The sequence below is a fragment of the Dyella acidisoli genome (assembly GCF_030160295.1).
Lineage (GTDB): Bacteria > Pseudomonadota > Gammaproteobacteria > Xanthomonadales > Rhodanobacteraceae > Dyella_B > Dyella_B acidisoli.
This window is the reverse complement of record NZ_BSOB01000004.1, coordinates 36,699-52,986: the sequence shown is the minus strand read 5'-3', so window position 1 is coordinate 52,986 and position 16,288 is coordinate 36,699. Positions and strand designations below refer to the sequence as shown.

At 55.0% G+C, this 16,288-nt stretch carries 10 protein-coding genes; 1 reads left to right on the top strand and 9 read right to left on the bottom strand.

What is annotated here, in order from left to right:
- Nucleotides 1-84: 84 nt before the first annotated feature.
- The 6 genes from QQJ86_RS01160 to QQJ86_RS01135 all read right to left on the bottom strand — a co-directional run bounded on the left by QQJ86_RS01160 (nucleotide 85) and on the right by QQJ86_RS01135 (nucleotide 9,272).
- The gene (locus QQJ86_RS01160) at nucleotides 85-3,183 is read right to left on the bottom strand and encodes a TonB-dependent receptor (protein WP_284319061.1); all 3,099 of its coding nucleotides are present in this window, start codon (nucleotides 3,181-3,183) and stop codon (nucleotides 85-87) included.
- A 737-nt stretch (nucleotides 3,184-3,920) separates the two neighbouring features.
- A complete protein-coding gene (locus QQJ86_RS01155; protein ID WP_284319060.1) occupies nucleotides 3,921-6,371 on the bottom strand; it encodes a GH92 family glycosyl hydrolase in 2,451 nt (816 codons plus the stop codon).
- A gap of 495 nt (nucleotides 6,372-6,866) precedes the next feature.
- Nucleotides 6,867-7,553 (bottom strand): helix-turn-helix transcriptional regulator, encoded by a 687-nt coding sequence (locus QQJ86_RS01150; RefSeq protein WP_284319059.1) that lies wholly within the window; start codon nucleotides 7,551-7,553, stop codon nucleotides 6,867-6,869.
- Between the two features lie 2 nt (nucleotides 7,554-7,555).
- Nucleotides 7,556-8,488 carry an NAD(P)-dependent alcohol dehydrogenase gene (locus QQJ86_RS01145; protein WP_284319058.1) on the bottom strand — a complete coding sequence of 311 codons (933 nt, stop codon included), beginning with the start codon at nucleotides 8,486-8,488 and terminating at the stop codon, nucleotides 7,556-7,558.
- Nucleotides 8,489-8,507: 19 nt separating this feature from the next.
- A complete protein-coding gene (locus tag QQJ86_RS01140; RefSeq protein WP_284319057.1) occupies nucleotides 8,508-8,885 on the bottom strand; it encodes a nuclear transport factor 2 family protein in 378 nt (125 codons plus the stop codon).
- 228 nt (nucleotides 8,886-9,113) lie between these two features.
- Nucleotides 9,114-9,272, bottom strand: coding sequence for a hypothetical protein (locus QQJ86_RS01135; RefSeq protein WP_284319056.1), 159 nt, complete (start codon nucleotides 9,270-9,272; stop codon nucleotides 9,114-9,116).
- 168 nt (nucleotides 9,273-9,440) lie between these two features.
- Here QQJ86_RS01135 and QQJ86_RS01130 point away from each other — a divergent pair, with 168 nt between their 5' ends.
- On the top strand, nucleotides 9,441-11,663 hold the full coding sequence (locus QQJ86_RS01130) for a hypothetical protein (RefSeq protein WP_284319055.1): 2,223 nt from the start codon (nucleotides 9,441-9,443) through the stop codon (nucleotides 11,661-11,663).
- Nucleotides 11,664-12,154: 491 nt separating this feature from the next.
- Here QQJ86_RS01130 and QQJ86_RS01125 read toward each other — a convergent pair whose 3' ends face one another.
- From QQJ86_RS01125 to QQJ86_RS01115, 3 genes are all read right to left on the bottom strand, one after another.
- Nucleotides 12,155-14,038 (bottom strand): alkaline phosphatase family protein, encoded by a 1,884-nt coding sequence (locus QQJ86_RS01125; protein ID WP_284319054.1) that lies wholly within the window; start codon nucleotides 14,036-14,038, stop codon nucleotides 12,155-12,157.
- Nucleotides 14,039-14,198: 160 nt separating this feature from the next.
- Entirely contained in the window at nucleotides 14,199-15,443 is a 1,245-nt protein-coding gene (locus QQJ86_RS01120) for a S1 family peptidase (protein ID WP_284319053.1), read from the bottom strand.
- Between the two features lie 15 nt (nucleotides 15,444-15,458).
- A complete protein-coding gene (locus QQJ86_RS01115; RefSeq protein ID WP_284319052.1) occupies nucleotides 15,459-16,286 on the bottom strand; it encodes a YiiX/YebB-like N1pC/P60 family cysteine hydrolase in 828 nt (275 codons plus the stop codon).
- Between the last annotated feature and the right edge of the window lie 2 nt (nucleotides 16,287-16,288).

Genomic DNA, 16,288 nt, shown 5'->3' with positions numbered 1-16,288 from the left:
AGGCCGCATCCCGCGGCCTTTTTTGCCATGAAACCAAACAGGTAGGTCCCTCTCCCAAAGAGAGAGGGACCTAGTCACCCAACCTCAGAAGTCATACTCCGCATTCAACTGCAGATACCGCGGCGTCTGATAACCGGTCGCCGTCAGATACGTCGTCGTGGTGTACAGCGACGCTCCGCTGTTGGCATTCTGGTTTTCGTTCACCGTCAACACCGTGTGCTTGTTGAACACGTTGAACACCGTGGCGCGCAAGGTCAGGCCCTTCATCCAATGCGGATGGTACGCACCGCTCAGATCCAGCTGCCACAGCGTCGGCGTGGTGCCGGCCGAGCCGCGCGCAACGTAAGTGCCAACACCGTTGATGTAGCAGTACAAGTACGGCGAACCGCCGGTCGAACCATAGCCGCTGATTTGCGAATCGATCGGGGCATCACCGTAGCAGTTCTTCGGACGACCGGTCTGGCCGATCAGGTTGGCGCCCACTTGCCACTCGTCGTTGAAGCGCCACGCACCGTAAGCCTTGACCGTATGACGATGATCGTTGGTCTGGTTGCCATTGTTGCCGATCATGATTTCCGGATAGTCGAACAGCTCGGACGTACCCGTGTCCGCCTGGCCGTTGTTGGAATCCACCAGGCCTTCGGTGTTGCCGTAGGAGCGCGCGAGCGTATACGACATATTGAGGTAGAACTTGTTGCCGAAGTTGCGTGCGGCGGTCAGCTCCAGCGCGTAGTAGTTGCGCTTGTACGCCGGCTCGCCGATGTCCTTGCCGCTCAACACCACCTTGTACAGCTTGCTCGGGTTGTTCGGATCCAACGGCAGATACAGCGTCGCGCCGCTGCCCGGGTTGTTGATGAAGCAGCCGTTGAGGTTGGAAGCCACCGCAGCGCCACTGTTCAAGGCCGGGCTCAGCGACGTGGTGGAATAGTCGAAGCCATACACCGAGTCGGCATACTTGGCGATCGGACGGAAATCACACTCGTCATCCAGGCCGGTGAGCACGTGACGCACGATGCCCTTCACGCCCAGTGTCCAATCGTTCCACTGTTGCTGGGCACCGAGAATGAACTCGCGTTGCTTGAACGGCTTCAGGCCTGACGGTGCATAAGACGAAGCCGCCGGCGCCACGCCACCCTCAGCGTTTGCGTATTGCACTGGACCCAAAGCAGTAAGCCCGGTCGGTGCGCCGCTCGCGGAATCCACGCCGGTGTAGCTGAAAGCCTGATAGCTGTAGATCGATGCCGCCGCGCCGCGAATGGCCACGCCCGCATCAATCGGCAAGGAATAGTCGCCCGCACTACCGTAGATCTTCAGCGAGGAATCGCCGTGCACGTCCCAGGCGAAGCCCAGGCGCGGCTGCAGGTTGTGGTCCTGCCGCACGAAGGTCTGGCCCGTTGCGTTCTTGTTGTTGAACTGGTCGTTGCGCAGGCCAAAGCGCGCGAGGAAATTGTCGGTGATGTGCCAGTTGTCTTGCAGATACTCGGCGCGCTGAATGATGCTGACCTTGGCGCCGGTATTGAACACAATCTTTTCGACGTAGTTCTCGTTCGCGGCGGCGCCCGACGTTGAGCTATCCGGCAGGTACTCCCACTCCGCACCACCTTCGTAAGCCTGACCATACGAAGACGTGGTGACGTCACGTGACCAGCCGCCGGTGATGTCGTGATCGCCGAGCTTCCACTCCAGATCCAGGCGGAACGACTTGCGGCTGTCCTGGCTGTTGTACGCAGTCAGGAAGCTGCCTGGCACGAAGTTGCAATGCGTATACGGCGAAATCGTACCGGCCAGTACCGGATTGCGGTTGTCCGCGATCACTGGGCAACCGGAGGCTTCGTTGGTGATGGTGCCGTCGTAGCTCTCCACCGTGCCGTCCGCCGCTACGGCGGTGTTGTAGCGCTTGTTCTTGTTCTCGCCGTACTGCGCGGTGAGTGTGAAGTCATCCGTGATGTAGCTGGTGTACTTCAGGATGTTGTTCTGGCCGCCGTACTTGGTCTTCACCACGCCCTGGTAGCCGTAGTGGTACGGCGTGTTGTCGGCGGTGAAGCCCGAGTTGTAGACATCGGTGCTGTAGTGGCGCGTGTCGTTGAAGCCGGTGAATTCGAGAATATTGCTGTCGTTGATGTTCCAGTCGACCTTCAACAGCCAGTACGGATCTTTCTCCGTCTGCTGCTGGTAACCGCCGCTGCCGGCCTGGGTGATCGGGTTGTAGTAATCGGAATCCGTCTTGGTCTGGCTGACCAGGGCGAACACGAACAGCTTGTCCTTGATCAGCGGGCCGCCGACCCAAGCATTCCAGCGCGAGGTGAAGTCGATCGGATTCCAGCTGCCGTTATTGCCGACCGACGCATTCTTGTTGCCGCGCGCGGAGTACGACATGTTGCCATTGTTCAAATAGACGTTCGGCTCACTGGCCATCGTCTCGGCAGGATTCCAGGTGATATCCACACCGCCTTTCCAGTCATTCGTACCGCGCTTGGTGGTGACTGACACCACGCCGCCGGTGGCGTTGCCGTATTCAGCGCCGTAACCACCATCCTGGATCGATTCCTGATCGATCGCCTCGAACGGCACCTGCGAGAAGCTCAACGAGTCGAACTGGTTGGTGACGTTGAAGCCGTTTACGTAGTACGCGTTCTCGGCAACCGATGCGCCGCCGAACGACACGAGATTGCCGAACGCGGCATCGCCTTTCACTGCACCCGGCGTGAGCATGGCGACGGCTTCGACGTTCTTGGCGATCGGCAGCGACTTCATCTGATCGGCAGTGACCACTGTATTGGTCTGCACCGAGGACACATCGATCGACGGCATGGAATTGGCCGTCACGCTGATGGTGCTGAGGTTCTTTGCGGCCGCCGCGGTCGCGAGATTTACATTGGCGCCTTGGCCGGCCAGCACCACCACTTCCTGGCTGGACGTTTTGCCGTTCTCGATCAGGTTGACCTGATACTTGCCGGGTAGAAGCGAGTTGAATTGATAGCGGCCGTCGGTACTCACCGTTGCCGTACGTGTGGAGCCGTTGCCTTCGTTGATCACCGATACTTGCGCGCCGGAATCGGCCGTGCCGTAAATCGAACCCGACGTACTCTGCGCGAGCACAGCGCCGGTTCCTGCACTGAAAGCGAACGTAATCGCCCAGGCGATTTTCTTGTATCGCAAATTCTTATTGTCACGATGCTGCATGCGAACTTTCTCCCCAACAATGAGCAGTAAAAGGCCACGCCGGGCAAAGCCCAGCGGCAAGTGCTGAAAAACGCGTGTGTAAGACGAATGTTTTTTTCACATTACCGCGCGTAATGACGTGCGGCGCTTCGCCTAACGTTTTTGGCCCGTGACCTCAAGTTGTTGGCTCACGATGACAAGCGGCGTTTCATTTCGCTTTGCAAAGACGATGCGAATGATGAAAAGAATGAAGCCCCGACAACCGGGGACTGGTTGCCGGGGCTTCAAGGGTCGGATTTCCCTTCTTGGAGGGAGTGCAGGAAACAGACCCGTTTGGTGACATGCTGGGATCATGTCACCTTGCATCGCCCCACATGCGATGCAAGACCTTAGTGTGGTCAGTTTGCTATGAAGTTCGTGCGTAAGAAGCGTTGTGCGCATCTATGGCCTCAAACATCAAGCAAGTGGCCTGCTTCGACAAGTTGGACGACTACACGCGCGTTTTACCCCCTCTCCCCTTTGGGGAGAGGGTTGGGGTGAGGGGCCAATCTCGCGAAAGCCCATGCACTCCTCACGGCCGTCATTCCCGCGCAAGCGGGAATCCATCTTTGCTTTTTACACATCAGAGCAATATGGATTCCCGCTTGCGCGGGAATGACGGTCGTGAGGGTGAATGTGGATTGGGGAGAAAAACAAAAAGCTCGGCACGACCATACGTCGTACCGGGCTTCTAACCTCAACTGCGTCGCGCGCTCAACTCACAACGCAATCACGTCACTCGCCGCCTTACCAAACGCAGGCGGCCGATCTTCCAACTTCGACCCGAACTCCACATTCGGCGTCTCCGACATATGGAACTCCAACACGCCCCCCGCAGCCAGTTCCGCGTGGCTGATCCAACTCTTCGTCCAAGGCGTGCCGTTCCACGTTATCGACTTGATATACGGACGATTCGCACCGTTGTTGAACGTGCGTATCACCAGCTTGCGATCACCAGGCAGCGCGATTTCCGCATGGTCCAGCACTGGACTGCCGAACACATAGTTGGTGCTTACAGGGTCGACCGCATACAAACCCAGGGCGCTGATCACATACCACGCACTCATCTGGCCGCAGTCCTCGTTGCCGGCCAGGCCATCGGGGTCCGGCGGATACATCGTATCCATCAGCATGCGTACGCGTGCCTGCGTCTTGTAGTGCGCACCGGTATACGCATAGAGATAAGCCACGTGATGGCTGGGTTCGTTACCGTGCGCATACTGGCCCACCATGCCGGCGATATCCGGTGGCGCGTCGGCCGGCAGCTTGGGACTGGTGGTGAACAACTCATCCAGCTTGCGTTCGAAGACATCCGGGCTGCCGAACAACCCCATATATGCATAGAGATCGTGCTGGTTGAGGAACGTGGCCTGCCAGGAATTGGATTCCGTGAAATCGCGCCATTGGTCGGAATGGCCCATGCCGCGGGGATCGAACGGCTCCAGCCAGTCACCGTTCTCGCCGCGCGGGCGAATGAAGTTCATCTTGGTGTCGAACACGTTCCGGTAGTTGCGCGAGCGATGGCGCAAAGCTTCGGCGAGTTCCTTCTCGCCCGCGGCATCCGCCATGTGCGATACCGCCCAATCGTCATAGGAATATTCCAGCGTCTTGCTGGCGGCTTCCCCTTCCTTGTCGCTGGGGATGTAGCCGAGCTTGCGGTAATACGTCAGGCCGCGGTAATCGTCGTCCATCGCGCGCTTGCGATAGATCGGCCACGCGTGCGCGAAGTCGATGCCAGTGAAACCTTTGGCCTGCGCTTCGGCGAGCACCACTGCGGAGTGGTAGCCGATCATGCAACCGGTTTCCACACCTTGTAGCGGCCATACCGGCGGACCTTCCGGGCTTTCTGTTGCCATGCGCACCAGACCGTTGACCAGATCCGGCACGCGGTCGGCCTGGTACAACGTAAACAGCGGATGCAATGCGCGGTAGGTATCCCACAGCGAATACGTGCTGTAGTTGTTCTGCCCTTGCGGCAACTGGTGAATGCCCAGATCCATGCCGCGATAACGACCATCCACATCACTGAACAGCGTGGGCGCCAGCATCGTGTGATACAGCGAGCTATAGAACACACGCAGCGTGCGCTCGGACGATGACTCCACACGAATACGGCTCAGCTCGCGTTCCCAGGTTTCGGCAGCCGTCTGGCGCACCTGATCGAAATCCCAACCCGGAATTTCCGTGTCGAGGTTACGCAGCGCACCGTCGATATCGACCGCCGAAATACCCACCTTCACGAACAACGGCTCTTTCGCGATGTCGTCGATATGCAAGGCCGCCTTCAGATGCACGCCTTTGAGTTCGCTCGTGCCACTGGGTGCCGCGACGTCTTCGGAATACAACGTAACCTGCGAGAACGGCCGCGACGCTTTCAGCGCGAAATAGATATAACGGCCCGGTGCCCATTCATAAGCACGCCGGCCACCGACCAGCGTGTCATTGCCGATCAGGCGCAATTCCACATCGCTTACTTTCAGCGGATTCTTTGAATCGAAGTGGTAACCGTGCGCGAAATCCACCAGCAGGTGCCCGCTGCCGGCGTTATGGAAGGTGTAGCGATGCAGACCCGCACGCAGCGTGGTCGTCAACTCGGCAAGAATGTTGTGATCGGTCAAATGCACGCTGTAGTAACCAGGGCGCGCGTGCTCTGCGGTGAAGCGTGAGCGATAACCATGCCCAGGGTGCGCTTTGCTGTGCTCCGTCAGCTGCGGTCCCGGTCCGGCCGCGCCATCGAAACGCGAGTGATAGTTCACATTCGGCAAACCGCGATCACCCGGCTGCAGCAACACTTCGCCCTGCGCCGGCATCACCAGCACGTCCAGCATGTCCGACGCGCCGGTACCGCTCAGATGCGTATGCGAAAAGCCCATGATCGAACCATCGGCTTGGTGATAGCCCGAACACGCATCCCAGCCGGTGTCGTTGGTATCAGGGCTCAACTGCACCATGCCGAACGGCAGCGACGCACCCGGATACAGATGACCGTGACCGCCCGTACCAACGAACACATCCACATACTTCGACACACCGCCCGCCTTGGCCGCCGCACCACCTGCAGCTTTTTGCGCAGCGCCCGAACCATCCGCCAACCGCGCCAACGCCGGCAGCGGCGCACCCAACGCAGCCGCCGCACCCAAGCCCTGCAAGAACCTTCGACGTGACACCATTGCTGCTACTCCCCAGATTTTCTCGTTGTGGTGAAAGCGAATGCGTCAGCGATGCTTGCGGGAAACATTTCCCGATCGCATGTGGAACGCACTCACTTAAATGGGAGCAGCGGCCCCGCGTCGGACCTTGCTCACTAGTCGACTGTAAACGAAAAATTTGCCTCGATCCAAATTTTTCTTTGTCGAGCTTAAGCAATTAATTAAAAAGACTTTTATCCAAATTTTGCGGCGGTGCAAAATGCTGCTGCTACCGGCGTTGCTTAATGTCGGTGCTGCATATCGCTGCATATCTGTGTCGCAGCCACTTACCAAGGATGCCAATTCAAGGCATCACTCAGACGAAGTAGCCACTTTACGGTGAGGCGGCGTTTACCCACCTCGAGCAAACTGATCTGTTGGTTTGTTGTGCCGCTTTGCAAGACAAGCAATTTAAGAGACTACGCACGGGCCTCGCGCATGATCTTGACTCGATTCTTCAGACTCATGCAGCCCTCACTATTTGCGCCGAAGCTCTTCCTGCGTGCGCCATTCCTTGACGAGCTGTCTGCGATTGCGCAGGTAGCGATCGTTCAAGAATTCGACCTTGATAATGCGGTCCGCGCGGAATAGGCGAAAGTCACTGCTCGACTCGCACCATCCGGCAATGAACCGCCGTGATTCGACGAAACCAAGCATGATGGGCCAAATGGTCCGCTCCGATACCGCCCCTTTCTGATCCTTGTATACGATGCGCATCTTGCGTTGCTCTCGCATAGCTTGTCGGACCCGTGCCAGGTCGAGTCCTGACGTGTCCTCTTTTTTGCGGCCGACATAAAGTGCATTGTCGTCCAGGGCGCGTCTCATCTCAGGCGGAAGAACGCCGCTTATTTTGCCGAGCACATTGTGTGCAGCAAGGGCCAGAGCGTCATCTGTTTGGCGGCTGACCCACTGCGCACCTGCGACGAGTGCTTGCAGCTCTTCCTCTGTGAACGACAGCGGTGGCAAAAGGAATCCCGGCCGCAGAATGTATCCGACGCCGGGCGCGCCATCGATATCGGCACCCATCGCCTGTAACGTAGCGATGTCACGACGGATGGTGCGTAGTGACACGCCAGACTCGCGCGCAAGCACTTCGCCGGACACCGTTCCGCGGTGTCGGCGTAGTACCTGCATGAGATCGAATAGCCGGTGGCTTCGCGACACGCTCAGTCCATCACTACGAGTCCTTTCCCTCCAAGCTTACGGCCCGCCTCAAGAGCAGTCATCAGTCGGATCGCTCCGCTCAGGGGGACAATCTCCGCGACAGGGAGTCGAAGTTTTTCTTCCTCGGCGGCACGAGCAAGGGCATCGAGAATGTCGGTGCTCGGTGTGCAGACGATCGGCTTCAACTGCCGGTTGAAGATTGAACGAAGGAACTTGCCCGGAGTTGGATTGATATCCAGGAACACGCCATCCTGCCGCAGCAAGCCGAGGCCAACGTCGGTCGCCATGGTCGCGGCGGTGTCGTAGACCACATCGAAACGTTCGCTGAGTTCTAGTAGAGCGGTTGTCCGATAGTCGTAGACAGTTTGAACGCCGATGGACCGCGCCCTTTCCATGGACCCGGCACTGCAACTACCCGAGATGGTAGCACCCAACATCCGCGCCATCTGTACCGCCGCCTCGCCCACAGCACCAGCACATCCATTGATGAAAACACGTTTGCCGGCCGTTAGTTTCGCTTTGTCCACTAAGCCGTTCCACGCCGTAACGCCAGGCGTTCCCAGGCAAGCTGCATCTTCGAAGGGAACGTTGTCAGGTTTTTTGGCAAGAAAGGTTTCGCTAGTGATTACGGCATGACCGAGGGCACCGCTTTCCTTGAGGCGGGCAAGACCAAACACGGCGTCACCGGGCTTGAAGCGTGTAACTCCGGGCCCAACCGAGATCACTATCCCAGAGAAATCGCTTCCCATCGCGCGTGGAAACGCTTTTCCCGTCACCATCTTCAGATGCCCGTTGCGCACCTTCCAGTCGATGGGATTTATGGCAGCAAACCTGATCTTCACCGTCACCTCGCCGTGGCCTGGCTCAGCCAGCGCGAAGTCTTGGAGTTGCATCAACTCTGGGCCACCGTATTTGTTGTATTGAATGCGCTTCATGGCAAGCTGCTCTAGCCGATCAGTGCGGCTGAACGGTTGCAGCGTAAGCAGCGAACGGCGTGGCGTCGTAGATCACATGGGTGGAGCCGAGCTTGCCGTCTTTGACTTTGATGAGTTCAGCGACGACGGCGTGTGGAACCGGGTGGGTTTCCACGTCGTAGACCACAATTGCCTGCTCGTCATCACCATAGACGGCGAGAGTGACAAGGTTAGTGATCATCTTGGCGAAGCCGTCCTGGAAGGCACGGAATCGTTCAACACCAGTCGTTTGTCCAAGGGGTGACGTGCAAACCACGTCGTCGGCCGAGATCGAAACGATCGTATCGACATCTTTGTTCGCCATTGCTTCGACGTAAGTGCGAGCAATTTCCAGCGCGGTGCCGTTGGTGTTGGTCATGACGGTTTCCTTCTATTGAGTGAGGAAACTCAGCCTAGGTCACCATAGTGACAGTTTCTGGCACCATTGTTTTGCGCGCTCAGTTGAGCGGGAGTTGTTCGCTGGGAGCTAGAGCGCACCATGGTCCCTGGATTGTTAGGCAGTTGGGCAATAGGTGTCGCCCAATCCGAGAATGTCCCCAGGCCCTCCCAAATGTTGCAGCAGGCTGATGCAAAAACGGACTCGACTTCACCTCAGATTATCGAAGAGGGGGCACCCCATGACGCTCAATGTTCCGACATGCAAAACAACTTTGGTTTCCGACAACACCGCTCCAGCAAAGAACCACTTGGTGAATATGGAATATTCGCGCGCTTCGGGCGACTTCCTTTTTTCGAGTCTGGCCATGAGTGCGTTCCTTAGGTGTTTCGCTTTACGATTTTGGAATAGTCTAGCTCTGCGTTGCAACGTCGGGTCGATTGAGGTCGATCTCAGGTATGTCGCTCGGGAATCCCATATCGGTCAGGTGGAGAATGATCATTGAACAGGCACACCAGGTCGCGAGCAATACGAGAGATGCAGTATCAATTGGGAGCTTCAAGCAAAATGTGGAGCATCGCGTATTGGGTTCCGCACGCTGATGGTGCTGATCACGAAGCCAGCCCAATTCAAGGATTCGCTTCCGGCGTTTTGCGTTCCACGCATCTCTTGATGTTTGCTGCACAATTGCCGATGGACATCCGTGAAATGTATTCCGATCGATCGGACGTCTTGTTTTCGCGCGCAGCCGGGATAGTGCAGCCGTCAGTTTGGCCGATAATGATTGAGGCCGTACCCGACCTGGTCCGAGAGTCGCCATACCTTCTCAATTGCATACTGTCGACCGAAGACATGGTTGATCCGATAGAGAAAATTATTGAGCAATCACAGCGACCATGGTTGCACGTTGGACCAAAAGGAACCGCGGCTCGGATTTCGTTCGAAGACTTGAAGTGCGAAGACTTCGCTCAGTTCCTAAGAGACATGGTCGAAAGGAACAATGATCAACGAGTCAAACGCATTTTTTCTGGGTACGCACGTAGCGATCTATTCAAAGATGCTCCAATGTCGACGGATTGCCCTATTTATCTGCACAATTTAACTACACCGAACGATGAGATCTTACGAACGCTGCATATTGAGCAGCGATCGCTAAAGTCAATTGATCCGAATAAAACGATCGAATACATCGACGCCGTTGCTCGCTCAGCAGAAACTATTCGGAAGCTGCGGCGAGCGCTTTTAAAGCCACATAATTTCCGTGCAGTCAGACATGACTTAATTCTTGCTGTGGACTCCCTAACTTGGCCCTTCTTTCGCAGTGGGGCAAAAAAAATTGCCGAGAAAATTGGTCTTACAAAATCGCAAGCGCGCATTGTAAATGCTGTAATACTTCGCGATGGATATCAGAGCAAAATTCCCCTTCAAGAAGGAGAGGACGTACAGCAGCTGCTGCAATCACCAGAGGTGAAAGCGTTCGTCGGTACTCGAACGGCCGAGTTGAGGGCGTTCACAGCAGCACTAACGCTACTCGCAACTTCAACTTTCACGACAACGATTAGGCTAAATCCAGGTCTCAATCGACTCCGAGGATCTCTGGCTCAAATTGCAGATTGCGCGCGCGGAAATGGGCCTCATCACAATTTCAAAACTAGGAAGCTGATTCGTCGTCTATCATCTTCGATTGAAGAGAAGCTAGACAGAAAGATCATCAATGAGATAAGGCGAAACACTGCGGCTGTTGGTTCGGTGTGTTTGGTAACGGATATGCCACTTGAATGGCTGGAGATCAATGGCATTCCACTATCTGTGCTTCATGACGTAAGTCGTGTTCCGGCAACGCCCGGTAATGTCATGTTGGCTCAATCTGCCATGAGCGATCGCATTCGACTTGGTCTAAGTGACTTTCAGAAGATTCTCGTCATTCGATGCTTTGAAGATGGCGATCCAATTGCGGAAGACCTTGAAATTGCGATTACTTCACCTAATTGGCATAAAGATGGCACCCAATTACCAGACGTCCAGTTCGTTGATGTATCAACAGTCGATCAATTTGTGGACGCAATAGAATCATTTCACGGCGCTGTTCTCATCTTTGATGGTCATGGCACTCGGGATAAAGAAACTGGCGTTGGCTCGATAGTAATTGGTGGCAATGCAATTGACGTATGGGAACTGAAGCATAGAGTTAGCATGCCTCCTATCGTGTTACTTAGTGCATGTGACACGCTTCCTGTTGACGGAAGTCATGGTTCGTCGGCTGTGGGAATGCTCGCACTTGGTGCAGTTACCGTGCTATGCACAATGCTGCCGGTTCGCTCCAGACGTTCAGCTACTTTCATCGCACGTCTGATATATCGCATAGCCAAATTCCTTCCAATAGTCACTCGGGGTCGTGATCTTGGTGTCGACTGGAGATACCTGATGTCTGGCATGTTGCGTATGAGCTACGCAACAGAACTGATGGACCAATTTGAAAGGGACTTTGGCACGGGATTTTTGGCTCAAGTGCGAGTCAAAACCAATATGGACATCAATTCGCGTGAGGAGAAGTGGCTGACCAATCTATTTCGCCGTTTGAGCTCGATCATTAAAAAACCCGTGCGCGATATTCACGCTTGGTTTGATGATCGAATGGAAATGGCGGACAGCCTTAAGTACGTACAGCTAGGGCGTCCCGAGCTCATCCTTATTTATGAGGTATCGCCGCTTGAGGCCTCCAATGCCCGGAAAGAAGATTCTAAGAACAATGGCGTTTGAATTGATTGCCTCCGCTGAGTCAAGCAAGGGGATGATCAATTGCATGCCATTTAGGCTCCCTCGAGATTGCGCTTCGTATTAAGATCGAAGGATGCTGGCGGCTCCGGATATTCAATTTCGTCGGCGATGAGCCAGGAAAGAAAGCGCGCTGCGAATTTCGGTTAGTAGGGATCATCGCAAGGAAACGGAATCGCATATTTCACTATCGTTGGCGTGCCTACGGTTGCGAGAATTTCAGCAGTATTTTTTTCCGTTTCATGACCAACATAGACGGCCTCACCGCCCCAAGAGCGGAAGAAGCGGCAAACACTCCCAGCGAGTTGCAGCGTCGATCGGTTTGGACAGAACCAAATCATGCCCGCACGGATGCCACTCCTGTTGTTGAGGTTGAGGCTTATCCTTTGGCTAAGTTGTAGATACTCCTTATGCCTCGGCGTGATGTGGCCACGCTCAGAGACTCGCTGTGAGTACCCCGCTCAGTGATCGGAAATTTAATTCTTCTTGTTAGGTGCATCGTCTAGATGCTCAGGCTTGCCGGAGGCATCGAGCCCGACTGTGCGACCAGGGAAGCCGGCAACCGAGAAGTAGCGCGTCTCGCCGACTTGTTGATAATGCACCACCGTTTTGAGGCCGTTGGTCGCAGCTGTGGATACCAATTGTCCCTGCTTGAAGGGAGCCTCGCGGCCACCTAGCAGTGCCTCATTGAGAACACGGCCCATCAGCGGACCCTTTTGATTTTCCGCGATCGGCAATTGCAACAGCTTAGCAATGGTCCGCCCCACATCAGCGTTGCTTATCGGCATACGATCCACAAAGGCATGCTTGAATGATGGCCCGATTGCGGCGGTGAAGTTGAAGGTGTCCGCTCGGCTGAAGCTACCATGCATGCCTTGACCTTGCTGCAGTGTGCTGTCGGCAATTTCTGCAGTGCAAGTCAGCCAAGTAGGGCACGCCGGACTGCTTACATGGAACGATTTGAAGTTCACGACGATGGCCGGTATCGGCGTCACAGCCTTACCTGACAGGTTGACCGCAGACAGTGGCAGCGTTCCGGGGAAGCGGCCCAGGGAATCGTCGACAAAGACTCCACTGACATAGTCCTGAGCGAGTAGCGCGTCGACCACCTTTGGGGCAATGGCAGCGTGATCTTCTCCTGGCAGATAAATGAGATCGGACCCTCCGTTCGCGGCCACCACGACGCTTGGATGGCTGGCATCTACTCCGATCAACGCATTGCCAGGCGTTGGATGGGCGCCCGCCGGCACTGCGGCGTTCCCGTTATCCGGATCGAAGAGCGGGAGTTGCAGGGCTGTAGCCAGGTCGATGCCTAGGAAACCCGGAGGCAGCATGTGTGCAGGTACGTCGCTGTAGTTCGTCTTGGTGGCCGGGCTAGAGTCGCTTTGCTTCGAGATCGTGGAGAAGCCGTGGTCTGCTGTAACAATGACGTCGGTGGTAGCGTCCAGACCGAGCGACTTCAACGCCGACAGGATGGTCGCCAAGTTGTTGTCGACATTGCGCACCGCGGCCAGCGACGTTGGCCCGTTGATACCCGGCGTCAGCCGCAGAAAGCTGTCGCCTTGGTTGTGCTGTGTGCCATCGGGATCGCGCGACCAGAAAACCAGTAGGAAGGGTTTGTTCTGCCGCTTGAACAAGGGCAGTACCACCGTCGTCGCTGCCGAAACGAAATATGCCTGCTGATTGACGTTTGCAGCCATCGTGCCGGCAACATTGAACGAACCATGGTCGCCGTTGACCCCGCGCGCGGGGGCCACCAGGCTCAGACCCGCCGCCTTCATGGCTTCCTGCACGGCGGATGGCAACGGTACTCCGGCTGGCTGGCCAGTGGAGTCGTCAATAACGATCGAGTTCTGGCCGCGATCCGTGTGATCCATAATTAGCGCAGGTCCCTGCTTGCCAATCGTGGCGGTGTCGTAGCCGGCCGCTCGTGCCAGCGCCAAAACCGACTCTTCATTCAGATAGTTGCCGTTGAAGCGTTGGTCGATGTCGCCGAGTATCGGGTCTGCTTCAAGGAAGGGTGTGATGCTGCCCTTAGCGGCGGGCAGCGGCTCCTTGCCGGTGTAGATGGTGTTGCTAAAGTCCCCGGTGTCACCCAGATAGTGACCCGTCGCTATGACCGAGGCGTTAGCGGTGGTGAACGTTGGGAATATCGAATGGCTATTGGAGAAGGTGACTCCCTCTTGCATCACACGTGAGAGTGTGGGGCCGGTCTCCGGTGTCACAATGCCGTGTCGCAGGCCGTCGGCAACGAAAAGAATCACATTGCGTGTCGGCTCAGCCGCTATCCCTGGCATGGCGGAGAGCGCTCCGCAGATGAGTAGCACCAGGACGACCAGCTTGGCAGGTAACCGTTTCATACTGGGTTCCGGTGGCTTAGGGCAACTGAAATTGTTGGGTGGGATTGTGACTAATTGGTGACGCTCACTCATGTTGCGGTCCGTTGCTCAAAAGAAGCAGATCACCACCAAGAGCGCATCCGATACCAGCTTGCATGCCAAATAACACATTTTGAAACGTCTAGTTTTTTGCATTTGCATGCGACAGATCGAGGCTTAGGTGTTTGGCGGGCATGTGGATTTCGTTTCCGCCATCATCGGTAACGATTCGAGTGGCTTGTACTTTTAATCCGATCCAAGAAGCACGAGTGCCGGTCACTGGTCTGCCAGGGGGCGAATTATTCCCATCGGTGATTTCCCCCGTGTAACCTGTATTTTGCGCTATTGATTGAGGGCTTGATTTTGTTTCTTGCGCAGGAGAGCTGGACTGAGACGAAGCGCCATCTAAATTTGACGAGTTATCGCCTTCTGAGATGGATACCTGATTGCCAGCAAGTGAGACCACAATGTCGACGCAGTTCGGGTGATTCGGATCAACCATCACGTTTTGAACTGTCGCAGAATTTTCATCGTGGAAAGTAGATATGTTATCTACTACCAACTTTTCCGCATACTTAGAGCAATACTTTTGCACGATAGTTCTCGAGGAAGTCGTGTCATTTGTAGTAGGAATCGCCAAGGGTGCTGACGTGTCTTGCATTGATTCGTGCTTCAATTCGGTAAATTTTTTCGCAATGTCTACGAGGCGGTCGGCCATAAATATTGGAGTTATGTGGGTAAGTAAAGGATCCTCTGATGCGCCTGATTCGCAAAGTGCTACAACTCGACCGTATGTATTAAATATTGGGCAGCCACTTTCACCAGAAACAAATGGGATATTTGTGGCAATGTCAGTGTATTCCGCTGCGTTGATGCTTTTGATTGATCCCGCTATAGGAATTACTGTGGTTTGTTGAGGCGGGATGGCTAGAGCTATTAATTCGCTTCCCACGCTAAGTCCCTTTAATTCTCTTTCTACTTCAACGTGTTTGAAGGAATCTTGAACATCGGGCAACTGAAGTAACGCGACGTCCCCATCTTGCCCCGTGATCGGTGTTACCAAGCTTAACGTTAGCGGATAACCTTGAGACGTTCGCATGCGTCCCGTAATGCCGCTAAGTTTTTGCCCTGCTCGCGGCGGCGTAATCACGTGCGCAGCGGTCAATATGTACCCTTGGTCGGTGATTACAAAACCAATGCCGTGCTCGTGAGATTCTGCAGCCTGAGGATCGTCGTCTTGTGTGAACGCGGCGTCGATATAGACAATGGCGTCCTTGTCTTTCGCGACCAGGCTTGCTGCCAAATTTGAATCTTGCGCTTTGGCGGATAGGACCACACAGAAGCCAAGCGCAATAAACACGAGCCCCTTAAGCGATGCAAGGTGCATGGCGCTGCCTCTGATCTAATGTCCGAAGGTATAGTTCACAGGATCATTAATGAGTACGACTTCGGTCGAATTCATCAATTGCTTTGGCGAGAACCAGATGGATCTTCTTGGTTCGTTATTTCCATCAAGTGCGACATGAAGTGATCGAAATACTGAGAGCCAAACCAACTTTGAGCAATAGAATCCACTCGGATCATTCAGATCGAAATTCCAGAAATCATAGGGTGTCCCTTCGTGTCCCAGCGCTTCTTTTGCGAAAGAGGTACGTTGGTCCGAATTGAATCCTCTCAAACGTCCTTGCCAGACAAGTTCATTGGCGCGTCCTTCTATCCACTTGCTATATTGAACAGTGTGTACCTTATTAACTTTGCCCCAAAGAGCCTCTACAACGATAGGGTCTCGCTTCGTCTCTGTAATGATCGCAACATGGCCGACAGAGAAAGCCGAAGATGAGCCCCGTTTATAAAAATCATCTTTGTTTTGCGCTTGCAAGTAAAGTTTTGTAAATTGTTCATAAGTTAAATCGCTCACGTTGTTTACCGCGGCTCGTTCTTGTGGTGTGGCCAGCTGTCCTTTGCGTTTTATTGAATCGATAAATTCGTCACGAGCTTGCTGCCATTGTTTGGCGGCATCCTGTCCCTCTTCGTAGTAATCCGAATCGTAGGGAATCCATTCGTCCGGCTTTCGTGGCCAAATCAGGTCACCAGCCTGGAATGATGCTGGATCAGGGACGCGGGTAGATGCGTGATTGGAATGTGCTTCTGCGTTTGCGAAGCGAAAGGGTGGTGCAAATGCGCCAAATGCAAACGCTGACCAGGATAAGAAGTCTCGCCGTGTAGCCATTT